The organism is Lysobacter antibioticus, from assembly GCF_000731095.1.
GTDB lineage: Bacteria > Pseudomonadota > Gammaproteobacteria > Xanthomonadales > Xanthomonadaceae > Lysobacter > Lysobacter antibioticus_B.
This window is the reverse complement of the sequence record NZ_JMTZ01000080.1, coordinates 1-23,496: the sequence shown is the minus strand read 5'-3', so window position 1 is coordinate 23,496 and position 23,496 is coordinate 1. Positions and strand designations below refer to the sequence as shown.

The window sequence follows — 23,496 nt, the reverse complement described above, 5'->3', positions numbered from 1 at the left end:
GCGTCCCGCGCATCCGGCGCGGGCTGAACGATTGGCGCCTATTGAAGCACGACGCCGTGATAGGACAAGGCTGGCATGGCTTCACTGAACGACGGGTTTGACCTCGCCCTTGCTCACCGCCTCCAGGCGTTCGAGCAGGGTCGGCCAGTCGACCCGGCGGTTGTAGCCGACCACGTCCAGGTGCGGCACGCCCGCCCCCTGGACGATGGTGAAGCCCTGATTCTTGGCCGGCCCCAGGCCGCCCATGTTGCAGACCTCGTCGGCGAGGCGGCAGGAAATGCCGATCCGGGCATAGCCGAAGTCGTCGAAGAACCCGATCAGGCGGTCCTGCAGGCTGCCGACGAATGACGAATCGCCGACGCTGGACAGGTCCTGGACCGCGCGCTGGCTGATGCGCTGGCGCACACCGCGGGCCTTGCGCGTATGCAACTCGGCGTCGAACGCCACCGGCTGCCAGTCGACCAGACGCAGGTGGTCGATGCGCCCGTGGAGCCGGCCGGTGATGCTGCCGAAACCGAATACGCCCGTCAGCGATTCCAGGTCGAGGTTCTCCAGGGCAAGGTCGGAACTCAAGGTCGGCGCGACGCCGAACGGGCGTTCCATCGCCAAGGAGGACACCGCGACGGTGCCGCCGAACAATTGCATGGTCAGGCCGCCGGCGAGTTCGAGCCGGTCGTCGGCATAGTGCGCTTCGGGCAGGCGACCGCTCAGCTCGCCGGTGAACGCGGGCCAATCCAGGGCCTTGGACAGTTGGGCGACATCGAGCCGGTCCAGGGTGAGGCCGAAACGCACGTCCAGGCCCTTGCCGCCGGACGGCGGGCGCAGGCGCAGGCCGTCGAAACCGGCGCGGCCGCCGAGCATCGGCAACGACACCGCTCGGTTCAGGCGCAACTCGCCGTCGCCGCTGGAAAACGGCAACCGCACCGCGCCGAAATCCAGCCCGTACAGCTCGCCGCTGCGCCAACCCAATTCGCTGTCGACCGCGGCGTCGGCGGAGTAACTGACCGTGCCGTCGAGGCCGTCGAAACGGAATCGCCCCTGGGCATCGTTCATCGACGCGTCGATCAGGGTCGCTTCGGCCATCCGCAACTCCTCGCCGCTCATGCGCAAGCGCACCTGCGCCGCACCGCTCAGTTCGAGTTTGGCCAGGCCGGCAAGACCGAGGAAACCGGACAGATAACCGTCGCGCAGCGGCGCGAGGTCGGCGCTGCGCAGGTTCAGATCGAGTTCGGCCAGCCCCGCGTCCGGTGTCAGCGCGGCGCTGCCGTCGAGCGCGAGGATGCCGTCGTCGCGCCACGACAAACGCGGCAGGCGCCAGCCCTCCCCGGCTTGTTGCGTCGCTTCGATGTGCAGCGCGACCGGCCGGCGCTGCAAAGAAACATAGGCATTGCCGAACAGCAGCTCGCCGCCTTCCAGATGACCGTCGACGAGGACGCGGTCGCGGCTGTCGAGTTCACTGTCGATCCGCAGTCGCGCGCCGAGATTCTCGGCGGCGATCGAGCCATCCGGCGTATCCAGCGCCCCACCGCTCAATTGCAGAGGACCGGCGATGCGCAGCGGTTGCCGCGCCGGCGCGTCGATGTCGAGACGACCGTCGAGGCGGCCGCCCTTGATCCGCCCATCCGGCCAGGCCTGGGCCACCAGGGCCTGGGCCCAGATCAGCGGTACGCGGGCGAGATCGATCCGGGTCAGGTCGGGCGCCGCCGCGTCGCGGTGCAGCGACAGCAGGCTCGCGCCCTGGCTCAAGCGCGCATCGGTCGTGGCGACACCGAGGTCCAGCGCCAACCGCAGGGGTTTGCCCGTGCCGCCGCGCAGCTCGCCGTCGCAGCGCCAACCGCCATGGCCGTCGCGCTGCAGCGGACATCGCCAGACCACATCGCGGAAGCGGTAGCCCAGGTCCGGCGCCACGACCCGCCCGGCCTGCAATTGCAGCTCGCCCTGCCGGGCTTGCGCCGGCCAGGACAAGCGCACCCGCACGTCTTCGAGCGTGGCCACGGCGGTGCCGACCCGCGCGATCCTGGCGTTCAGTGTCGCCGCCCCAACATCGGCCGACACCGCCCAGCAAGCGGGCAGCGACAAACCGATCAGGAGGCGTAACATGGTCCGCAGCATGGAAGCAGGATAGCGGGCGGAAGCGAACCGGCAATGAAGACATCCCAAGTCCCACGCATCTTGCTGGTCGAGGACGACCCGACCAGCCGCGCCTTCCTGACCGCCGCGGTCGAGGCCGTGCCGGCCGAAGTCGACGGCGTCGACAGTCTCGCCGCGGCGATGGCGCTCGGCAATGCCGAGGACTACCAACTCTGGCTGTTCGATGCCCACCTGCCCGACGGCAGCGGCATCGATCTGCTCAAGCGTCTGCGCGAGCGTCATCCGAGCACGCTCGCGGTCGCTCATACCGCAACCGGCGAAACCGAAGTCCGCGACCGGCTGATCGCCTCGGGCTTCGCCGAAGTGCTGGTCAAACCATTGCCCGCGTCCGCGGTGCGCGCCGCGGTCCGTCGCTTGCTCGGCCTGCCCGAGCACGATGTCGCGATCGCGCTGTCGTCGATCGACGACGCCGATGCGCCGATCTGGGACGACGAGGTCGCCGCGCGCGCACTCAATGGCAATCGCGCCCATATCGCGACCCTGCGCGAGCTGTTCACCCAGGAACTGCCGAACGCACGGCGCTCGATCTCCAGCGCAGCCGAACTGGGCAACCTCGACGCCTTGCGCGGCGAGCTGCACAAGCTGCGTGCGAGCTGCGGCTTCGTCGGCGCCGCACGCCTGGCGCAGGCAGTGCAGGAGCTGCAGGCGCGACCGGATTCGTCCTTGCTGCTGACGCGTTTCGATCAGGCCGCGCAGGACACCATCGCTCAGCCGATGCTGGGCTGAATCCTTCGCTTCGGGTTTGCGGCTGGTTCCAATCAGCAATGGGGCGAGCGACTGCGTATGCGCAGCCGTTTGTTCCGGCCAAACCGATACGCTCAGCTGCCGTCGTCGTCGCGCCGGATCTCGCGCTTCGGCGCCACCCGCGCCAGATCGGCCAACAACTCCCAGGACTTCAAGCCGCGTGGCCCCAGATGGTGCGCGAGCACCGAACGCATGGCCTGACGCAGGCCCGGCAGATCGGCCGCCTCCGGCGCGCTGTCGTCAGCGAGTGCGAGCAAGGCCCGTCCAGTCGCCGCTGCGCTGCGCTCGCCATGGCCGCGATCGCTGAGCATGCGCCGTGGCCCCTGCTCGGGGTCGAGGCGATAGCGCGCGGCGGGGTCGATCGCGACGCCCTCGGCGTCGACGCTCCAATCGAAGCCCGAGCCGAGCGCATCGAGCAGATCGCGCTCGAAACAGCGCAAGGTCCAGGCCAGTCCCTCGTCCTGCAGACGCGCGCGGGTGCGGCCGTACAGCTCGTACAGCTCCGGGAACGGGTCGTTGCGCTGCAGCAGGCGCAGCAGCAGTTCGTTGATGTAGAAACCGGCCAGCGCGACTTCGCCGTCGAAGCGCGGGGCCGCGTCGAGGGCTTCGGCCGAGATCAGCCGGGCCAGTTCGCCGCGCGCCAAGGCATCCAGGCGGATGTGCTGGAACGGCTGCAAGGCCGCGCGCAGCACCTGCCGTTTCGGTCCCTGCACCCCGCGTGCGACCAGACCGATGCGCCCGTGATGCTCGCTGAGTACCTCGACCAACAGGCTGGTCTCGCGCCAGGGGCGCGTGTGCAGCACATAGGCGGATTCGGCGACGAGGTGCATGAGAGCCGGGAGTGGGGATTCGGGATTGGGGATTCGTCAATGCGATGCGCGGCGATCGGGCCCCGCCAGTTGGCGGCTGTGTTTATTAATCCCTAATCCCAAACCCCGAATCCCGGCTCCTCACTCGTATCCCAGCTGGCGCAAGGCTGCTTCGTTGTCGGACCAGCCTTCGCGCACGCGCACCCAGGTTTCCAGGAACACCTTGGAACCGAACAGGCGCTCCATCTGCACGCGCGACTTGGCGCCGATCTCGCGCAAACGCGAACCGGCCTTGCCGATCACGATCGCTTTCTGGCCTTCGCGTTCGACCCAGATCACCGCGCCGATGCGCAGCAATTCGCCGTCGACGACGAAACGCTCGATCTCGACCGTGGTCGCGTACGGCAGCTCTTCGCCGAGCTGGCGCATGAGTTGTTCGCGGACCATTTCGCCGGCGAGAAAGCGCTGGCTCTTGTCGGTGATCTCGTCTTCGCCGTACAGCGCTTCCTGCTCGGGCAGCAGCGACAACACCGTCTTGACCAGCGCGTCCAGGCCCTTGCCCTTGAGCGCGGAAATCGGATGCACACTGGCGAAGTCGCGGCCTTCGCTGACTTTCGCCAGATACGGCAGCAGCACGGTCTTGTCGGTGATGCGGTCGACCTGGTTGACCACCAGCACCACCGGCAAGCCGGCGCCGCGCAGGGCGTCGAACGCGAGGGTGTCCTCGTCGTCCCACTGCCCGGCGCGCACGACGAGCAGGGCCGCATCGACGCCTTCGAGGGCGCCACGGGCGGCGCGGTTCATCATCCGGTTCATCGCCCGCTTTTGTTCGCGGTGGATGCCGGGGGTATCGACCAGCAGCAGTTGGCCTTCGGGAAAGGTGGCGATGCCGAGCAGGCGATGGCGCGTGGTCTGCGGGCGCGGCGAGACGATGCTGACCTTGGCTCCGACCAGGGCGTTGACGAGGGTGGATTTGCCGACGTTGGGACGGCCGATGACGGCGACGTGGCCGGCGCGATGCGAAGAGGAAGTCATGGGGGAATTGTCCGCCTGGGCGGCGGGAACAGCAAATCGGCTGGGAATCGGGAATGGGGAATAGAGAATCGGCGAGCGCTACATCGCGAACTGGCGCATGCGCCGAGAAACCAGGACCCCGACGGTTCCGGCTTTTACGATTCCCGACTCCCGACTCCCGACTCCCGCCCCGCCCCACCCAGGCAGTCAATCCGCCTTGAGTTGGCGCAGCACGTCCTCGGCGGCGATCTGCTCGGCGGCGCGGCGCGAGCCGGCTTCGCCCACCGCGCTGAGCGGCGGCTGGGTCAATACACAGCTGACCTGGAAGGTCTTGGCGTGGTCTTCGCCGCTTTCGGCGATCAGGGTATACACCGGCAGCGGCTTCTGCCGCCCCTGCAGCCATTCCTGCAGGCGGGTCTTGGCGTCCTTACCGACCTTGTGCGGCGGCGGCAGAGCTTCCATCGCCGCGGCGAACCAGGGCAGGACCTGGGTGCGGCAGGCCTCGAAGCCTGCATCCAGGTAGATCGCCGCGACCACTGCTTCGAGGGCATCGGCGAGGATCGAGTCACGGCGGTGTCCGCCGGACTTCATTTCGCCGGGGCCGAGGGTCAGTTTCGCGCCGAGTTCGAGCGTGCGCGCGATCGGCGCCAGCGCCGACTCGCGCACCAGCTCGGCGCGGGCGCGGGTCAGCGCCCCCTCGTCGGCCTGCGGCCAGCGCTGGTACAGCGCTTCCGCCACCATCAGGTTTACCAACGCATCGCCGAGAAACTCGAGACGCTCGTTATGCGGGGCCCCGGCGCTTCGATGCGTCAGGGCTTGCTCCAGCAATCCCGGGTTCGCGAAACGATGCGTGAACGAATCAGTCACCGTCTTTCGTGCGCAACTGCTGCACCGCATTGAAGTGACCGACGACATCGAGGTTGGCGATCAGCGGACGGCGCACTTCGTAGTCCACGGTAATTTCCATGCCCAGGTCGTTGCGCACGATCTTGAAGTCGGTCGGCTTCACGCTCTCGACATAGCTCATGTCCATGCGGCGGAAGAACAGATCGCGGGCCTTGGCGCTGGTCATCTGCCCGGCACCTGGCTCCTTGGCGAGGTCCGCCAACGAACGCTTGACCGAATAGAACTCCGAGTACATCGGCACCAGCTTCATGCCCATGTAAGCGAATACGCCGACCACGGCCAGCAGGAGAATGAACCCGATCAGGGTGATGCCGCTCTGGTTACGCTTCATACCTTCGATCCCCAATTGATCAATGTGCCGGGTTAGCGCGTGCCCGATGCACTCGCAAACCTCGTCCCCATCCGCAACGGCGTAGCGCCGTTACGGAATGCTGCTGCCGATGCGCGAGAAATCCACGCCCCCATCGAAGTTCATCCAGATCAGGAACGCCTTGCCGCGCAGGTTCTGTTCCGGCAGGAAGCCCCAGTATCGGCTGTCCTCGCTATTGTCGCGATTGTCGCCCATCACAAAATACTCGCCCTGCGGCACGACCCACTCGCCCTCGCCCTGGTCCAGCAGCGGCGACTCGGCGCGCAGCAGGATGCGATGGACGTGGTTGCCGACCTGCTCGCGCAGCTCCTGGGCGCCGGTCATCTCGGTGCCGTTGCCGCGGCCCTGGTAGGTCCCGATCGGAGCGTAGAGGATCGGCTCGCCGTTCACGGTCAGGCGGCCGTCGCGGTAGCTGATCTTGTCGCCCGGCAGGCCGATGACGCGCTTGATCCAGTCCTGCTCGGGGTGGTGCGGCGGGCGGAACACGACCACGTCGCCGCGCGCCGGCTCGCCCATCGCCAGGATCTTGCGATTGGTGATCGGCAGGCGCAGGCCGTAGGTGAACTTGTTGACCAGGATGAAGTCGCCGGTCAACAGGGTCGGCATCATCGAGTTCGAGGGGATCCGGAACGGCTCGGCGATGAAGCTGCGCAGGATCAGCACCACGAACAGCACCGGGAAGAACGCCTTCGAATAGTCGACGACGATCGGCTCCTTGCCGTCGTCGAGCAGGCCCTCGCGCGCGGCGCGGCGCTTGGCCAGGACCAGCTTGTCGAGCAACCAGACGACGCCGGTGAATATCGTCAGCGACACCAGTGCGATTTCGAACCAACGCATTGCCGTTTCCTTGCGGTGTTGTGAGCCGGAGCCGAGAAACGCAGCCAGCGGGCCGAACGTCGTGCGCGACCGGCCATGACGGCTCGATTACGTTGCGCCTGTCCCACCCCCTGCCTACCCTCGCCGTCCGATGATGTTACGGAAACTCCTGGGCGATCATCGCAACCGCTTTGCGCCGGATCGGGCGCAGCCGCGGTTCCTCAACCCCCCATCCCTATTTCCGCCGTTCGCTTACTTGTCGCCGGTGGAGAGCACCGCGAGGAAGGCTTCCTGCGGAATCTCCACCCGACCGACCTGCTTCATCCGCTTCTTGCCCTCTTTCTGCTTTTCGAGGAGCTTCTTCTTACGGCTGATGTCGCCACCATAACATTTGGCCAAAACGTTCTTGCGCATGGCCTTGACCGTGCTGCGGGCGATGATCTGCGAGCCGATCGCGGCCTGGATCGCGACGTCGAACATCTGCCGCGGGATCAACTCCTTCATCTTCTCGCACAAGTCGCGGCCGCGCCGGTCGGCATGGCTGCGGTGGACGATGATCGACAGCGCATCGACCTTGTCGCCGTTGATCAACGTGTCCACGCGCACGAACGGGCCATCCTGGAAACGCAGGAAGTGATAGTCCAGCGAGGCATAGCCGCGCGAGACCGACTTGAGCTTGTCGAAGAAGTCCAGCACCACTTCGGCCATCGGCAGCTCGTAGCTGATCTGCACCTGGCTGGCCATGTAGGTGATGCCGATCTGCACGCCGCGCTTTTCCTCGCACAGCTTGATCACGTTGCCGATGTAATCGGGCGGCGTGAGGATGTTGGCGCGGATCACCGGCTCGCGGATTTCCTGCACCAGGTTCAACTGCGGCAGCTTGGCCGGGTTGTCCATCGGGATCACGGTGCCGTCGGTCTTGAGCACTTCGTAGATCACCGTCGGCGCGGTGCTGATCAGGTTGAGATCGTATTCGCGCTCCAGGCGCTCCTGCACGATCTCCATGTGCAGCATGCCGAGGAAGCCGCAGCGGAAGCCGAAGCCCATGGCCTCGGAGCTTTCCGGCTCGAAACGCAGGGCGGCGTCGTTGAGGCGCAGCTTTTCCAGGGCTTCGCGCAGCGCCGGATAGTCCTCGGCATCGACCGGGAACAGGCCGGCGAACACGCGCGGCTGCATTTCCTGGAAGCCCGGCAGCGGCTTGGGCGCGGGGTCGCTGGCCAGGGTCAGGGTGTCGCCGACCGGCGCGCCGTGGACGTCCTTGATGCTGGCGTTGATCCAGCCCACTTCGCCGGCGCCGAGCTTGGCCAGGTCTTTGCGCTTGGGCGTGAACACGCCGACCTTGTCGACCAGGTGGGTGCGGCCGGTCGACATGACCAGGATCTTGCTGCCCGGGACGATCTCGCCCTGCATGACCCGCACCAGCGAGACCACGCCGAGGTAGTTGTCGAACCACGAGTCGATGATCAACGCCTGCAACTTGTCGGTATCGCGCGGCTTCGGCGGCGGGATGCGCTTGACGATCGCCTCCAGCACCAGGTCGACGTTGAGGCCGGTCTTGGCGCTGATCGCGACCGCGTCCTCGGCGTCGATGCCGATCACCGCTTCGATCTCGGCCTTGGCGCGCTCGATATCGGCGGTCGGCAGGTCGATCTTGTTGAGCACCGGCACGACTTCCAGGCCCTGCTCCACCGCGGTGTAGCAGTTGGCCACCGACTGCGCTTCCACGCCCTGGGCGGCGTCGACGACCAGCAGGGCGCCTTCGCAGGCGGCCAGCGAACGGCTGACCTCATAGCTGAAGTCGACGTGCCCGGGGGTGTCGATGAAATTGAGCTGGTAGACCTGCCCGTCCTTGGCCTTGTAGGGCAAGGACACGGACTGGGCCTTGATGGTGATGCCGCGTTCGCGCTCGATCGGATTGGAATCGAGCACCTGCGCTTCCATCTCGCGCGCTTCGAGACCTCCGCACAGCTGGATGATGCGGTCGGCGAGCGTCGACTTGCCATGGTCGACGTGGGCGATGATCGAGAAGTTTCTGATGTGTTGCATGCGAGGCGACGCGGAGCTCGCCGGTTCCAGGAAAATTAACGGGAGATTATCGCATAGGCCCCGGCACTGACGGCAGTTCCCGCGCTGCCCCGGCGGACGCCGCTCAGAAAGCCCGCCGGAGGCACACCGGGACCGTGCAGCCGGCCCAAACCAATGCGGAGCCCGCCGTAGACAGGCGGGCGCTCATCGGCTGGCCCGGCACGGTTACAGCCCGGCGACGCCGGCAGGCGCCTCGGGCTGGAACGCGGGCCGAGGCTTATTTTTCCTCGCTGGCCTGGACCGCAATGAACTGGGTCGCGGCGCCGCGGCGAATCAGCAGCATTACCGTCTGGCCCGGCTTGGTGCCGGCCAGAGCGCGATCCAGGGCCGCGGCGCTGCCGACCTGGACCCGGCCGACCGAGAGGACGACATCGCCCGGACGCACCCCGGCTTCGCCGGCGGCGTCGCCCGGATCGCGGACCACCACGCCCTCGCCGGCCTTGATGCCGAGACGCTGGCGGGTCGCCGCATCGACCTCCTGGGTGACCAGGCCGAGCGGATTGCCGCTGCTGCGCGGGGCGGCCGAGTCGCCCGGTCGGGCCGGCTTGTCCCCACCCGTCAGACCTGCCGCTGCGCCAACGTCCAATTCGCTGACGGCCACGGTGAGTTCGACATTCTTGCCGTCGCGGAATACGCCCAACTTCGCCTTGGAACCGGGAGGCAGGTTACCGATGAGCGGCGGCAGGTCGCTGGACTCGTGCACCGGCGTGCCATTGACCGAACGAATGACGTCGCCCGGCACCAGACCGGCCTTGGCCGCGGGGCCGCCTTCGAGCACCTGGTTGACGAGCGCGCCGCTGCTGTCGGGCAAGCCGAACCCGGCGACCTTTTCGCTGGTGAGAGGCTCGACCACCACGCCCAACTGGCCGCGACTGACCTTGCCCTTGGCACGCAACTGCTCGGCCGAATTCATCGCCACGTCGATCGGGATCGCGAAGCTCACGCCCATGTAGCCGCCGGAGTTCGAGAAGATCTGCGAATTGATGCCGACCACTTCGCCGCTGGTGTTGAGCAGCGGGCCGCCCGAGTTACCCTGGTTGATCGCGACGTCGGTCTGGATGAAGGGCACATAGCGCTGATCGGCATAGGGGTTGCTGCGCCCGACCGCGCTGACGATGCCGGCGGTAACCGAATGGTCCAGGCCGAACGGCGAACCGATCGCGACCACCCACTGCCCGGCCTTGGTCTGGCCGGCGCCGGCGGCGCGCAGGAACGGCAGGCCCTTGGCGTCGATCTTGAGCAAGGCCACGTCGGACTGCTCATCGCTGCCGATCACCTTGGCCTTGAGCTCGCGACGGTCGGTCAGCTTGACCGTGACCGTGTCGGCGCCGTCGACGACGTGATGGTTGGTCAGCACATAGCCGTCCTGCGAAATCAGGAAGCCGCTGCCGATCGAACGACCGCCGCCGCGCGGCTGGCGCGGGCCCTGCTGGCCCGGCCCGGGCATGCCCGGCATGCCTTCCGGGCCGAAGAAGCGGCGGAAGAACTCGGGAATCTGCTCCTCGTCCGGCATGCCGTTATTACGCGCCACCCGCTTGGGGGTGACCTCGGCGCTGATGTTGACCACCGCCGGGCCGACCCGCTGCACCAGATTGGTGAAATCGGGCAGACCGGCGACCAGGGGAGCCGCGGGTGTCGCCGACGGCGGCGGCGCGATCGGGGTGGTCGGCGCCTGCGCCGTGCAGGCCACCGGCAGCGCGGCGATGATCGCGCCGACCAGGGCCAGGGAATGCAGCGGGCGGCTGCCGGCTGCGGTGCTCTTCGGAAGGCTGTTCATCAGGGGACGGATCATGGGGAGCGGCCTCGAAACGACGTGGATTTTCCGGAAAAAAGACAACAGGTCGCCTGGCGCGGCGGAGCCGCGCATTCGACGAAGGGGGACTGCCCGGCCGGCGGCCGCGGCGGGCAAGGAGGGATCAGGGCTGCGGCTGCGGCCGTTGCGTGGCTTGCGACCGTGCCCTGGCCTCTTCGGCCTGGGTTGCGGGCTCGAAGGGGTAGAACGATTGCGAGGCGCTGCCGCCGTTGCCGACGCTGCCGTAACCGGCGGTATAGCTGCTGCCGCCAGAATAATTGGGCAGGACCGCGCGCGGCCACGGGCGCGCCGCGGGCGATTCGCTCGGCTGCGGCCGGAACGGGTTGGCGTGGACGGCATCGGCCGGCAGCGGGGAGGCGCTGGCGACCGCGACGACTTGCACCGGTGCCTCGGCCGCACGCTCGGAGGCGCGCAGGGCGGCACGCTGGCTTTGGCCGCGCGAACGGCGTTCGGCCAGACGGCGCGGGATTTCGGCCACCGCGACCGCACCGGCCAGCGCCGAGGCGTCGCCGGAGGTCAGCGCGGCCTCGGGCTGGGCGGGGTCGGACCGGACCGGCGCCGCAGCCAGGGCTGCCAGTGCCTGCTCGGCCGGTGCCGGAACGGGCGTCGGTGCCGGTGCCTGGCTGGCCGGAGCGCTCTGCGCCGCGACCTGGGCCGGGTCGGCCGCAACGCCGGTCGAATCGTCGGAGAACGGACGCGCCACGAACAAGGCCGCCACTGCGACCGAAGCCGCCAGGGCGCCGCCGATCCAGCCGCGACGCGAGCCGCCGGCCCGACGCGGGGTGATACCGACCTCGGCCTTGCCCGCCAGCGAGGCTTCCTGTGAACGCAGCATCGCCGCTTCGGCGGCGACCGCCGCGGCCACGCGCCCGGCGAAATCGTGCCCGGCAGCGCCGCTGACCTTGCCGCGCAGCACGTCGCCGCACAGCTGCCAGCGGCCGCAGGTGTCGCGCCACTGCACATCGTGACCGAGCCGCTTCAGCGCGAAGCGCGCGGCGTCGCCATCGAGCTCGCCGTCGAACAGCGCGCTCAGGTTCTCGCGATCATCGCCATGGAGAGTAGTAGACGTCATCAGTGGGCGCGCTCCCGGGTGTCTTGATTGTCCAGCAAAGGCCGAAGTTCGGTGTCGATGGCCTCGCGGGCGCGGAAAATCCGCGAACGCACGGTGCCGATCGGGCAAGCCATCTTCTGCGCGATTTCCTCGTAGCTCAGACCGTCCACCTCGCGCAAGGTGATGGCGGCCCGCAATTCTTCCGGCAACGAATCCACCACCCGCATTACCGTGCGCTCGATCTCCTGGCGCAGCAGCTCGTGCTCCGGGGTATCGGTGTCGCGCAGGCGGATGCCCGTATCGAACTGCTCGGCGTCGCCGGCGTCGATGTCGTCGGTGGGCGGCCTGCGGTTCTGGGCAACCAGATAGTTTTTGGCGGTATTCACGGCGATCCGGTGCAACCACGTATAGAACTGGGCGTCGCCGCGGAAATTCGCCATCGCGCGGTAAGCGCGGATGAAGGTTTCCTGGGCCACGTCCTGGCATTCGCTCCAGTCGGGGATGTAGCGCCCGATCAGCGCGGTGATCCGATGCTGGTACTTGCGCACCAAGGCATCGAACGCTGCGCTGTCGCCACGCTGGACACGCCTGACCAGCTCCTGGTCCAACTCATTCTCGGCCATGCCGCGCCGGCACTCCTGTCAGCTCGGCAATAGCCGAACAATGGGACAACCCTGTCGGGGGAAAAGTTCAATCGCGGCATTAATGGGGCCACCGGCGGTCGCCCGCAACCGCCAAGTGTCACATGAGGGCCCGGGGGCCTGTCGACACGGGCGATTTGACGGCAGTGAAACAAGATCGGGATGATAGCGGCTTCCCATACCTGAACGGATGGTGCGGCATGACTGCAGCCCTCGACGGACTCCCCGCTTTTGACGGGCTCCGCGCCCGCCATTGGCACACCGAATTGCGCGAGGACGGCGTACTGGTGCTCTCGTTCGACCGCGAAGGATCGCCGGTCAACACCTTCGCCCAGGAAGTGCTGATCGAACTCGACGGCCTGCTGGAGCGCCTCGCCCTGGACCCGCCCAAGGGCCTGGTGCTGCGCTCGGCCAAGAGCAGCGGCTTCGTCGCCGGTGCCGACATCAAGGAATTCCAGAGCTTCGACGAGAAAGGTACGGTCGGCGACGCCATCCGTCGCGGCCAGCAGGTGTTCCAGCGCCTGGCCGAACTGCCCTGCCCCACGGTCGCGGCCATCCACGGCTTCTGCATGGGCGGCGGCACCGAGATCGCCCTGGCTTGCCGTTACCGCGTCGCCAGCGGCGATGCCTCGACCCGCATCGGCCTGCCCGAAGTGAAGCTCGGCATCTACCCGGGCTGGGGCGGCAGCGTGCGCCTGCCGCCGCTGGTCGGCGCGCCGGCCGCGTTCGACATGATGCTGACCGGACGCACCCTGTCGGCCTCGGCCGCGCGCGCGATCGGCCTGGTCGACAAGATCGCCGAGCCCGCGGTACTGGTCGACACCGCCGCCGGCATCGCCCTGCGCGGCGCCGAACGTCCGTTCAAACAACGCTTCATGGGCTGGGCCAGCAACACCTGGCCGGCGCGCAAGATCCTCGCGCCGATGCTGGTCAAGCAGGTCGCCCGCAAAGCGCGCAAGGAGCACTACCCGGCGCCCTACGCCCTGATCTCGACCTGGGAGCGGACCGGCGGCGGCGTACAGGCCAAGCTCGCCGCCGAACGCAAGTCCGTGGTCAAGCTGTCCTCCACCCCGACCGCGCGCAACCTGATCCGCGTGTTCTTCCTGCAGGAACGGCTTAAGGGCCAGGGCGGCAAGGAGCACGGCATCAAGCACGTGCACGTGGTCGGCGCCGGCGTGATGGGCGGCGACATCGCGGCGTGGTCGGCCTACAAGGGCTTCGAGGTCACGCTGTCCGATCGCGAACAACGCTTCATCGACGGCGCGCTCGAACGCGCCCAGGAGCTGTTCGCCAAGAAGGTCAAGGACGAGGCCAAGCGCCCGGCCGTGGCCGCGCGTCTCAAGGGCGACCTGGGCGGCGAAGGCGCCGACCTCGCCGACCTGGTGATCGAGGCGATCATCGAAAAGCCCGAAGCCAAGCGCGAGTTGTACGACCAGATCGAACCGCGCATGAAACCCGATGCGCTGCTGACCACCAACACCTCGTCGATTCCGCTCGACGAACTGCGCGAGCACATCCGCCGCCCGGCCCAGTTCGGCGGCCTGCATTACTTCAACCCGGTCGCCTTGATGCCGTTGGTGGAGATCATCCGCCACGACCGCATGGCGCCGGGGACCGAACAACGCCTGGCCGCGTTCTGCAAGGCCATCGACAAACTGCCGGTGCCGGTCGCCGGCACGCCCGGCTTCCTGGTCAACCGCGTGCTGTTCCCGTACATGCTAGAAGCCGGCACCGCCTTCGCCGAAGGCATCCCGGGCCCGGCGATCGACAAGGCCGCGGTCAAGTTCGGCATGCCGATGGGCCCGATCGAATTGATCGACACCGTCGGCCTAGACGTCGCCGCCGGCGTCGGTGCCGAACTCGCGCCCTTCCTCGGCCTGACCGTGCCCCCGGCGCTGAGCAACGTCGAGCCGGGCAAGCGCGGCAAGAAGGACGGCCAGGGCCTGTACAAATGGGAGAACGGCCGCGCCCAAAAGCCGGAGCTGTCAAAAGACTACAAAGCGCCGAACGATCTCGAAGACCGCCTGATCCTGCCCTTGATCAACGAAGCCGTGGCCTGCCTGCACGACGGCGTGGTCAGCGACGGCGACCTGCTCGACGCCGGCGTCATCTTCGGCACCGGCTTCGCCCCGTTCCGCGGCGGCCCGATCCAGTACGTTCGCGAAAACGGCCCCGACGCCGTGCTCGCGCGTCTCAAGCAATTGCAGGCCCGCTACGGCGACCGTTTCGCCCCGCGCCCCGGTTGGGATTCGCCGCTGTTGCGCAAGTAAGCGCAAGCGATCCTAGAAACGAAGAAGCCGCGCACCGCGCGGCTTCTTCGTTTCTGCGTCCCGCCGTTGCCGTTGCCGTTGCCGTTGCCGTTGCCGTTGCCGTTGCCAAGATTTTGCTGTGGCTGTGCGCAGCTAGGCGCTAGCGAAGGCAATCGAAGACCCGGAGGGCGGCCCGCATGGACGCGGGCCGTTTTTCATCGGGACAGGGATGTCCCGTATGAAAAATCCCTGCGGATGCACCGACAAAAGAAAGTAACCCGCCGCTTTAGTGGCGGAAGCTTTTGGCGTTTGATCCTGATCTTGAGCTTGCTTGACCGATGCGTCGCTAGGCCATCGCAGCGCGGTCGCGGCTCGCGCCGCTCCTACCCGGCGACGGTGCACTCCTTCGATCGACCACTAAAGCGTTGCAGACTCTGCGCGTCCCTTGGTCGCGGCTCGCGCCGCTCCTGCCCTGACGGGCCACGGCCGGCATCGGCGCGAGATTGATGCACCGCGGTCGCGGCTCGCGCCGCTCCTACCCCCGCGACGGCGCACGCCTTCGATCAATCACCAAAGCGTTGTGGACTCTGCGCGTCCCGCAGTCGCGGCTCACGCCGCTCCTACAGGGGGTGGAGTCCGAGCACTGGCTACTCATCAAACTAATGCAAAACGATCGCCCCGATTACATCGTATGCGTCGGCCGCTCCGAATTGAGCGTACCCGCCAGCAGCGCCTCGATCTTGCCCTTGACCGCATCGCCCTCGGCGGTCTCGGCGAACTGGATGCCGATGCCGGCGGCGCGATGGCCCTGGGCGCCGGTCGGGGTCACCCACACCACTTTGCCGGCGACCGGCATGCGTTCGCTGGATTCGGGCAGGGTCAACAACAGGAACACTTCGTCGCCGAGGAAATAACGCTTGGGCGTGGCGACGAAGATGCCGCCGAACTTCAGGAACGGCATGTAGGCGCTGTACAGCGCCGCCTTGTCCTTGATCGTCAACGACAGGATGCCCTGTCGCGCTGCGCCTGCCGTTGCATTCATGCCTTGCTTCCTCCTGCGGCGCGACGGGCTTCGTCGTTGCGCCACGCCATCAACAATTCGATCACGGCCAGATCGGCGCGGACCGTGGTCCGCAACAGGTCGCGGGTGCGGTTGGCGCGATCGAACCAAGCCGCAAGACTGCGCGCGCGGGCGGGGTCGGTCAAGCCGTTGGCGGCCTCGGCAAGCGCGATGTCGGACGCGTGTCGCAGACGCAACACCGCCTGTTCGTCGCCGACCCAGCGTTGCGCGACTTCCTGCGCCGAGGTCTCGCCGCGGCCGAGCTTGGCCAGATCGGCGGCGACTTCGCGGCGCAGCTTGAGCCCGTCGCCGGTCAGCCACTCATGGGCCAGGCCGGGGTGGCCGCGCGCGGCATCGAAGGCTTCGCTTGCGGCCGCCTCGCTGTGCCCCTGCGCCTTCAACCAGGCCAACGATTCGTCCTGCGGCGGCAGGCGGAACTCCAGGCGCTGGCAGCGACTGCGGATGGTCGCCGGCAGTCGCGCCGGATGCGAACTGACCAGCCACAGATAACGCCCCGGCACCGGCTCTTCCAAGGTCTTCAGCAAGGCGTTGCAGGCAGCGGTGTTGATGGCGTCGGCGGGGTCGAGCAGGATGATCTGGGCGCCGCCGTACTGCGGGGTCAGCGCGAGGCGCTCGGACAGATTGCGGATCTGCTCGATAACGATCTCGGTGCGCAGCCGGGTGCCTTCCTTGTTCGGGATGAAGCTGACGAACTGGTAGTCGGGATGAGTGCCGGCCGCCAGCAACAGGCAACTGCGGCAGGTGCCGCAGGGCTCGCCGTCGGCATCGCGTTCGCGGCACAGCAAGCCGTGCGCGAGGCGTTCGGCGACGGCGCGCTTGCCGAGTTGGGCCGGGCCGCAAAACAACAGTCCATGCCCCAGGCGCCCGGCGTCGATCGAGGCCTTGGCCTGGTCGTAGATGCGGCGCTGCCAAGGGGCGAAGGCGGCGACGCTCATCGTGCCGCCTCGAACGCCGGCGCCGCCGCGATGGTGCGGCGCAGACGCTCCACCGCCTGTGCGGCGACCGTGTCGGCGGGCTGGCTGGCGTCGATCAAGCCGAAGCGCTCCGGCTCGGCGGCGGCGCGCTCGCGATAGGCCTGGCGCACGCGCTCGAAGAAATCGTTGCGTTCGCTCTCGATGCGGTCGGCCGCGCCGCGTCCGCGTACGCGCTGCAGACCGATCTCGACCGGCACGTCGAGCAGCAGAGTCAGGGCCGGACGAATGCCGACCACGCGCCGCTCCAGCTCGGCGATGAACGCCGGGTCGAGCCCGCGTCCGGCGCCCTGATAGGCATAGCTGGCATCGGTGAAGCGATCGCTGACCACCCAGGCGCCGCGTTCGAGCGCCGGCAGGATCGCGGTCGCGACATGCTGGGCGCGCGCGGCGAAGGCGAGCAACAACTCGGTCGCCGGCGCCGCGGGTTCGTGATGGGTATCGAGCATCAGCCCGCGGATCTGTTCGGCCAGCGGGGTGCCGCCGGGTTCGCGCGTGTATACCGCCTCGATGCCGGCGGCCTCGAAGGCGCCGCGCAGGGCCGCGAGCACGGTCGACTTGCCGGCGCCCTCGCCGCCCTCGAGGGTGACGAAACGCGCGTGCGTGGGCAGGCTCATCGCGCGCTCCCCGGGGCCGGCGGCGTCGCCTGCCCGGCCTCTTCCTGGCGCGCTTCCTCGAGCACGGCCTTGCCTTCCTCGGGCTGGTCGCTGCGGCGTTGCTGGCGATAACGCTGCAGGTACAGACGCACGTTGGCTTGGTGCTCGGCGTAGGTCGCCGCGAACAGGCTGCCGCCGCTGCCGTCGCCGGACGCGACGAAGAACAGCGCATTGCCCGGCGCCGGGTTCGCGCTGGCCTTGAGCGCGCCGACGCCCGGCATCGCGATCGGGGTCGGCGGCAGACCGGCGCGGGTATAGGTGTTGTAGGGCGTGTCGGTCAGCAGATCGCGCTTGCGGATGTTGCCGTCGTAGCTCGGGCCGATGCCGTAGATCACGGTCGGGTCGGTCTCCAGTTTCATGCCGAGCTTGAGCCGGCGCTCGAACAGCCCGGCGATCTGCGGCCGTTCCGAGGCGATCCCGGTTTCCTTCTCGACGATCGAGGCCATGATCAGCAGCTCGGCCGGCGTCTTCAGCACGCTGTCCTTGTCGCGGCCCTTCCAGGCTGCGGCGACGGCGCGGTCCATCGCCTCGTAGGCGCGCTTGAGCACGTCGAGATCGCTGTCGCCGCCGGTGTAGAGGTAGGTCTCGGGCAGGAAGCGCCCTTCCGGATGCTGGCCGGGGTGGCCGATCGCTTTCATCAGGGCGGCATCGTCGAGTTGCGCGGCGTCCTGCTTGAGCAAGGCGGCACGCGCCAGCGCGGCGCGCACGTCGCGCATGTTCCAGCCTTCGACGATGGTGAAACGATGGCTGATGACCTTGCCGTCGCGCATCGCGATCAGCAGATCGCGCGGCGTGGTGCCGGGCTCCAGCGCGTATTCGCCGACCTGCAGGCGCCCGGCCGCGCCGAGCTGCTTGGCCAGCAAACGCCATTCGAGTTGCTGGCCCTCGACGACACCGGCCTGGCGCAGCTTGCGCACCACCGCGGGCAAGGAATCGCCGCGTTCGACGACCAGGCTTTCGCCTTTCTCCAGCCCGCTCATCGGCGAGGCGGCGAAGCCGTCGTAGCGCTGCCACAGCCAGGCGCCGACCGCGGCCAGGGAGGCCAACAGCAGCAGGATCACGATCAGGCAACCGCAGCCGCGCTTGCGTTTCTTTTCAGCCACGAAACCTCCGTTGTTCGATCCGACCCGCCGCGCGCCGCCGCGACCGCGCGGCCGCGGGTGCGGCGGCTCAGCCCAGGGACGGAACGAAGGCGGGATGCGTCGCGCCGAGCCGGTGCCGCAGCCCGGCCACGGCCGGATGCGGCGCCCAATGCCGCTCGCCGAGCCGCGCCACGGGCAGGATACCGCGCGCGGCGTTGCACAGGAAAACCGCGTCGGCGCCCAGCACGTCATCGGCGTTCAGCCGTTGCACCCGAACCTCGGCCAGTTCCATCAGCGCCTGCCGGCACACGCCGGCGACCCCGCTGCGATCCACCGGCGGGGTCAGCCAGACATCGCCCTGCAACACGAAGAGATTGGCGGCGGTAGCGCAGACCACCGCGCCGGAGGCATCGCGCAGCAGGCCTTCGTCGATCGCCGGATCGTCCCATTCGGCGCGTGCCAGCACCTGTTCGAGCCGGTTGCAGTGCTTCAGGCCGGCCAGGGCCGGCTGTTCGGACAGTTGCAGATCGCACCAGCGCAGGGTCAAACCGCCGGTCGGCGGCGCGGGCGGCAGCGGATGGCGCGAGATCGTCCAGACCGGCTCGGCCTGCGCCGATGGCGCGTAACCGCGGCCGCCTTCGCCGCGGGTCAGGATCAGCTTGAGCACCGCGTCCAGGCCTTCGAGCAGTTGCGCGGCTTCCGAACGGACCTGCGCCGGATCGGGCAAGGGCAGCCGCAAACGCTGCGCACCGCGCGCCAGCCGCGCCCAATGCGCGTCCCACCACGGCAGTTCGCCGCGATGCGCCAGCAGGGTTTCGAACAGGCCGTCGCCATAGGCATGTCCGCGGTCGTACGGCGAGAGCGCATCGACCCGTCGCGTGCCGAGGAATACCCGGGCATCGTTACTTGGCGCAGCGGATGCAGTGGTCGTCATGCCGGCATCGTACGCGCGGCGAATGTCCGGCGCAGCCCTGATGGGAGCGGTGCGATCGCGATCGCGGCTCCCGGAAAAACAGAAAGCCCGCGACCACCGAAGTCGTCGCGGGCCTTCGCTTGCATCGCCGCAATCAGATGCGCTTGAACACCAGGGTGCCGTTGGTGCCGCCGAAACCGAAGCCGTTGGAGACGGCGATGTCGACCTTGGCGTCGCGGGCGGTGTTCGGCACGTAGTCCAGGTCGCAACCCTCGCCCGGCTCGTCGAGATTGATCGTCGGCGGGATGATGTTGTGATGCAGGGCGAGCACCGAGAAGATCGCCTCGGCACCGCCGGCCGCGCCGAGCAGATGGCCGGTCATCGACTTGGTCGAGCTGACCATGGTCTTGTAGGCGTGGTCGCCGAGCGCGCGCTTGATCGCCAGGGTCTCGGCCAGGTCGCCGAGCGGCGTCGAGGTGCCGTGGGCGTTGAGGTAACCGACCTGGTCGGGATTGATGCCGGCATCCTTGAACGCGGCGGCCATGCAGCGCGCCGGGCCTTCGCCATTCTCGCTCGGTGCGGTCATGTGGAAGGCATCCGAGCTGGCGCCGAAGCCGGCCAGTTCGCAGTAAATGCGGGCGCCGCGCGCCTTGGCGCGTTCGTATTCCTCCAGCACCAGGATGCCGGCGCCGTCGCCGAGGACGAAGCCGTCGCGGTCCTTGTCCCACGGCCGCGAGGCGTGGATCGGATCGTCGTTGCGGGTCGACATCGCCTTCATCGAGCAGAAGCCGCCGACCGAGGTCGGCGAGGAACCGCGCTCGGCGCCGCCGGCGAGAATCACGTCGGCATCGCCGTACTGGATCATGCGCATCGCCATGCCGATCGAATGGTTCGAAGTCGCGCATGCCGACACGGCGGAGAAATTCGGGCCCTTGATGCCGGTCAGCAGCGAGACCTGGCCGGGCAGCATGTTGATGATGGTGCTGGGCACGTAGAACGGCGAGATCTTGCGCGGGCCGCCCTCGTGGTACTTGATGGTCTGCTCTTCGATGCCGAGCAGGCCGCCGATGCCCGAGCCGATCAGCGCGCCGATGCGCTCGGCGTTGGAGTCGTCGACGACGATGCCGGCGTCTTCCAGCGCCATGAACGACGCGGCGACCCCGTAATGGATGAACTCTTCCATCTTCTTCGCGTCCTTCGGCCCCACCCATTTGGTGATGTCGAAGTCGCGCACCTCGCCGGCGATGCGGGTGGTGAACAAAGCGGGATCGAAATGAGTGATCGGGCCGATGCCCGAGCGGCCGTTGACGATGCCGTCCCAGCTGCTGGCGACGTCGTTGCCGAGCGGGGAGACGAGACCGAGGCCGGTGACGACCACACGGCGGTTGAAGGAACGGTTGGACATGCAACGCTACCTCTGTGGAATCCGTCTTCGGACCTACGCCGGCGTATCCACCGGCCTGAAAAGCACGGGGCCGCAATGCGGCCCCGAGTTGTCACCTGATTCGCGTACTGCACGCATGCCGCAAGCGCCGAAGCACGGGCGGCATGCCTCAGGCGCCTTACGACTTGACGTGCGCCTTGACGTAATCGATCGCCTGCTGCACCGAGGTGATCTTCTCGGCTTCTTCGTCCGGAATCTCGCACTCGAACTCTTCTTCGAGCGCCATCACCAGCTCGACGGTGTCGAGCGAATCAGCGCCGAGATCGTCGACGAACGAAGCGTTGTTGGTGACTTCTTCTTCCTTGACGCCAAGCTGTTCGACGACGATTTTCTTGACGCGTTCTTCGATGCTGCTCATGGATGCTGCTCCTCCCGTGAGGGGTTTTTCGATGGAATAGTCTAATGGAATCGGGAGGTTTCGCGAGGGCCGCCGGCCTTTCGACGAAACTCCTTTGGGTTCAATCGCTTACAGCCTACGCCAAAGGCTCAGGGCATGTACATGCCGCCATTGACGTGCAGTGTTTCGCCGGTGATGTAGGCCGCGCCGGGGCCGGCCAGGAACGCCACCGCACGGGCGATGTCGGCCGGTTCGCCGAAGCGGCCCAGCGCGATCTGGTCGAGCATGCCCTTCTTCGCCTCTTCGGGCAGCTCGCGGGTCATGTCGGTATCGATGAAACCGGGGGCGACCACGTTCACGGTGATGCCGCGGCTGCCGATCTCGCGCGCCATCGACTTGCTGAACGCGATGATGCCGGCCTTGGCCGCCGCGTAGTTGGCCTGGCCGGCGTTGCCGGTCACGCCGATCACCGAGGCGATGTTGATGATGCGGCCCTTGCGCGCCTTCATCATCGAGCGCATCACCGCCTTGCTGGTGCGGAACACGCTGGTGAGGTTGGTGTCGAGGATAGCCTGCCAGTCCTCGTCCTTCATGCGCATCAGCAGGTTGTCGCGGGTGATGCCGGCGTTGTTGACCAGGATCGAGATCGCGCCGATTTCCTTGGACACGCCGTCGATCAGGGCCTCGATCGAGGCCGCGTCGGCGACGTCGACGACGCGGCCGTGACCGCCGCTGGCGGCCAGGCGCGCGGCGATGGCCTGGGCGCCGGCTTCGCTGGTCGCGGTGCCGACGACGGTGGCGCCCTGGGCAGCCAGTTCGTCGGCGATGGCCGCACCGATGCCGCGGCTGGCGCCGGTGACCAGGGCGATCTCGCCCGAAAGCGGGGACGTGCTCATGCTTGCTTCACTCCGTATTGCCGCTGGCTCATGGGGTGCTGGCGGGTGGGTTGCGACGCATCCGATGCCGCGGCCGTCTCGCTGCACGACCCCGCTGCCTCGCGCTCGCACCGCGATTTTGCGCGGCCAAGCCTACAGGCTGGGGTCGAGGTTGAGTAGCGCGAATCGGTGACAGTCGGACGCGGTCGTGGGTTCAGCGCCAGTCGGCCAGGGCGGTCGCGAAATCCGCCGGCGTGCCGATGGCGCGACCCTCGAGGGACTTGTCGATGCGCTTGACCAGGCCGGCGAGGACCTTGCCGGGGCCGCATTCGGCGATGCGGACCACGCCGCGCGCGGCCAGCGCCTGCACGCAACCGGTCCAACGCACCGGCAGGTACAGCTGCTGCACCAGGGCGTCGCGGATCGCATCGACGCCTTCGTGGACCTGCGCATCGACGTTCTGCACCACCGGCAGCGACGGCGCCTGCCACTGGATGCCGGTCATCGCCTCGGCGAGACGGTTGGCCGCCTCGCGCATCAGCGGCGTATGCGAAGGCACACTGACCGCGAGCTTGACCGCCTTACGCACACCGGCTTCGGCCAGGCGCGTGAGCGCCTTGTCGACCGCGTCGGCATGACCGCCGATGACGATCTGGCCCGGCGAGTTGTAATTGGCCGGCACCACGACCTGGGCGCCCGACACTGCCGCGCAGATCTCTTCGACCAAGGCGTCTTCGGCGCCGAGCACGGCGGCCATCGCGCCGGTGCCGGCGGGTGCGGCGTCCTGCATGAATTGTCCGCGCAGACGGACCAGATGCGCGCCGTCGTGCAGCGACAAAGCGCCGGCTGCGACCAGCGCGCTGTACTCGCCGAGGCTGTGCCCGGCCAACACCGCCGGCTGCGCTCCGCCCTGCGTCTGCCATACCCGCCACACCGCCACGCCCGCGGCCAACAGCGCCGGCTGGGTGTATTCGGTGCGGTTGAGCATTTCCTCGGGGCCGGCCTGGCTCATGGCCCAAAGATCGACGCCGGCGCCCTCGCTGGCCTCGGCGAAGGTTTCCCGGACCTGCGCATGCAGTTCCGACAACTCGGCGAGCATGCCGAGCGATTGCGAGCCCTGGCCCGGGAAGACGAAAGAAAGCTGCTGATCGGTCACGCGTGCTGCCGGATCGGTAAGGATGCGGAATGATACGGGCGAACCGCCGGGATCGTCTGTACTCGGCGGTACGGCGTCACATCGCGTCGCAGAAGGTCGCGATCCGAAGGGAAACGCGGCGCGGCCGCACCGGGCGCCCTGGGACGCCTGGCTTGACCGTTCTTCGCCTTTGCCTTTGCCTTTGCCTTTGCCTTCGCCGTTGCCGTTGCCGTTGCCGTTGCCGTTGCCGTGAAAGCTTGGCGCAGTAGCGAACTCGCGAGAACGCCTGGAGACCCAGAGGGCGCCGCACAGGACGTGCGGCGTTTTCCGATAAGACAGGGACGTCTTATCGG

General features: G+C 67.9%; 21 protein-coding genes. 2 read left to right on the top strand and 19 right to left on the bottom strand.

Going from position 1 to position 23,496, the window contains the following annotated elements; all coding sequences use genetic code 11:
• Positions 1–81 precede the first annotated feature (81 nt).
• The gene (locus EX88_RS0119545) at positions 82–2,100 is read right to left on the bottom strand and encodes a hypothetical protein (protein ID WP_152566377.1); all 2,019 of its coding nucleotides are present in this window, start codon (positions 2,098–2,100) and stop codon (positions 82–84) included.
• Positions 2,101–2,145: 45 nt separating this feature from the next.
• Between EX88_RS0119545 and EX88_RS0119540 the strand changes: the two genes are divergently transcribed.
• Positions 2,146–2,877, top strand: a complete 732-nt coding sequence (locus tag EX88_RS0119540; protein WP_036149544.1) for an Hpt domain-containing response regulator — start codon at positions 2,146–2,148, stop codon at positions 2,875–2,877.
• A gap of 92 nt (positions 2,878–2,969) precedes the next feature.
• On the opposite strand, the gene recO is transcribed toward EX88_RS0119540, so the two are convergent.
• The 9 genes from recO to rpoE form a co-directional block, all read right to left on the bottom strand.
• Positions 2,970–3,725 carry a DNA repair protein RecO gene (recO, locus tag EX88_RS0119535; protein ID WP_036149542.1) on the bottom strand — a complete coding sequence of 252 codons (756 nt, stop codon included), beginning with the start codon at positions 3,723–3,725 and terminating at the stop codon, positions 2,970–2,972.
• Positions 3,726–3,845: 120 nt separating this feature from the next.
• Complete coding sequence (gene era / locus EX88_RS0119530) at positions 3,846–4,739, bottom strand: GTPase Era (protein ID WP_031373667.1); 894 nt, start codon at positions 4,737–4,739, stop codon at positions 3,846–3,848.
• A gap of 186 nt (positions 4,740–4,925) precedes the next feature.
• Positions 4,926–5,615 (bottom strand): ribonuclease III, encoded by a 690-nt coding sequence (gene rnc, locus EX88_RS0119525; protein ID WP_051885335.1) that lies wholly within the window; start codon positions 5,613–5,615, stop codon positions 4,926–4,928.
• The gene (locus EX88_RS0119520; protein WP_031373665.1) at positions 5,578–5,955 is read right to left on the bottom strand and encodes a DUF4845 domain-containing protein; all 378 of its coding nucleotides are present in this window, start codon (positions 5,953–5,955) and stop codon (positions 5,578–5,580) included. Before EX88_RS0119520 ends, rnc begins: the two co-directional genes overlap by 38 nt.
• A gap of 90 nt (positions 5,956–6,045) precedes the next feature.
• Positions 6,046–6,831, bottom strand: a complete 786-nt coding sequence (gene lepB, locus EX88_RS0119515) for a signal peptidase I (RefSeq protein ID WP_031373664.1) — start codon at positions 6,829–6,831, stop codon at positions 6,046–6,048.
• A 231-nt stretch (positions 6,832–7,062) separates the two neighbouring features.
• Complete coding sequence (gene lepA, locus EX88_RS0119510; RefSeq protein ID WP_031373663.1) at positions 7,063–8,856, bottom strand: translation elongation factor 4; 1,794 nt, start codon at positions 8,854–8,856, stop codon at positions 7,063–7,065.
• A gap of 256 nt (positions 8,857–9,112) precedes the next feature.
• A complete protein-coding gene (locus tag EX88_RS0119505) occupies positions 9,113–10,672 on the bottom strand; it encodes a Do family serine endopeptidase (protein WP_081931255.1) in 1,560 nt (519 codons plus the stop codon).
• 139 nt (positions 10,673–10,811) lie between these two features.
• On the bottom strand, positions 10,812–11,780 hold the full coding sequence (locus EX88_RS0119500; RefSeq protein ID WP_051885334.1) for a sigma-E factor negative regulatory protein: 969 nt from the start codon (positions 11,778–11,780) through the stop codon (positions 10,812–10,814).
• On the bottom strand, positions 11,780–12,382 hold the full coding sequence (gene rpoE / locus EX88_RS0119495; RefSeq protein WP_031373660.1) for an RNA polymerase sigma factor RpoE: 603 nt from the start codon (positions 12,380–12,382) through the stop codon (positions 11,780–11,782). The genes EX88_RS0119500 and rpoE overlap by 1 nt, the downstream gene beginning before the upstream one ends.
• A 218-nt stretch (positions 12,383–12,600) precedes the next feature.
• Between rpoE and EX88_RS0119490 the strand changes: the two genes are divergently transcribed.
• A complete protein-coding gene (locus tag EX88_RS0119490) occupies positions 12,601–14,670 on the top strand; it encodes a 3-hydroxyacyl-CoA dehydrogenase NAD-binding domain-containing protein (RefSeq protein WP_031373659.1) in 2,070 nt (689 codons plus the stop codon).
• Positions 14,671–15,331: 661 nt separating this feature from the next.
• Here EX88_RS0119490 and EX88_RS0119485 read toward each other — a convergent pair.
• The 9 genes from EX88_RS0119485 to fabD form a co-directional block, all read right to left on the bottom strand.
• The gene (locus tag EX88_RS0119485; protein WP_031373658.1) at positions 15,332–15,691 is read right to left on the bottom strand and encodes a PilZ domain-containing protein; all 360 of its coding nucleotides are present in this window, start codon (positions 15,689–15,691) and stop codon (positions 15,332–15,334) included.
• On the bottom strand, positions 15,688–16,665 hold the full coding sequence (locus tag EX88_RS0119480) for a DNA polymerase III subunit delta' (RefSeq protein ID WP_031373657.1): 978 nt from the start codon (positions 16,663–16,665) through the stop codon (positions 15,688–15,690). Before EX88_RS0119480 ends, EX88_RS0119485 begins: the two co-directional genes overlap by 4 nt.
• Complete coding sequence (tmk, locus tag EX88_RS0119475) at positions 16,662–17,318, bottom strand: dTMP kinase (RefSeq protein ID WP_031373656.1); 657 nt, start codon at positions 17,316–17,318, stop codon at positions 16,662–16,664. The genes EX88_RS0119480 and tmk overlap by 4 nt, the downstream gene beginning before the upstream one ends.
• Entirely contained in the window at positions 17,315–18,460 is a 1,146-nt protein-coding gene (gene mltG, locus EX88_RS0119470) for an endolytic transglycosylase MltG (protein WP_200875875.1), read from the bottom strand. Before mltG ends, tmk begins: the two co-directional genes overlap by 4 nt.
• Before the next feature lie 67 nt (positions 18,461–18,527).
• Positions 18,528–19,373 carry an aminodeoxychorismate lyase gene (gene pabC / locus EX88_RS0119465; protein WP_051885333.1) on the bottom strand — a complete coding sequence of 282 codons (846 nt, stop codon included), beginning with the start codon at positions 19,371–19,373 and terminating at the stop codon, positions 18,528–18,530.
• A 133-nt stretch (positions 19,374–19,506) separates the two neighbouring features.
• Complete coding sequence (gene fabF / locus EX88_RS0119460) at positions 19,507–20,757, bottom strand: beta-ketoacyl-ACP synthase II (protein WP_031373653.1); 1,251 nt, start codon at positions 20,755–20,757, stop codon at positions 19,507–19,509.
• 157 nt (positions 20,758–20,914) lie between these two features.
• Entirely contained in the window at positions 20,915–21,154 is a 240-nt protein-coding gene (gene acpP, locus EX88_RS0119455) for an acyl carrier protein (protein WP_031373652.1), read from the bottom strand.
• A 128-nt stretch (positions 21,155–21,282) separates the two neighbouring features.
• Complete coding sequence (gene fabG / locus EX88_RS0119450; RefSeq protein WP_031373651.1) at positions 21,283–22,029, bottom strand: 3-oxoacyl-ACP reductase FabG; 747 nt, start codon at positions 22,027–22,029, stop codon at positions 21,283–21,285.
• Positions 22,030–22,222: 193 nt separating this feature from the next.
• A complete protein-coding gene (fabD, locus tag EX88_RS0119445) occupies positions 22,223–23,164 on the bottom strand; it encodes an ACP S-malonyltransferase (protein WP_031373650.1) in 942 nt (313 codons plus the stop codon).
• Positions 23,165–23,496 lie beyond the last annotated feature (332 nt).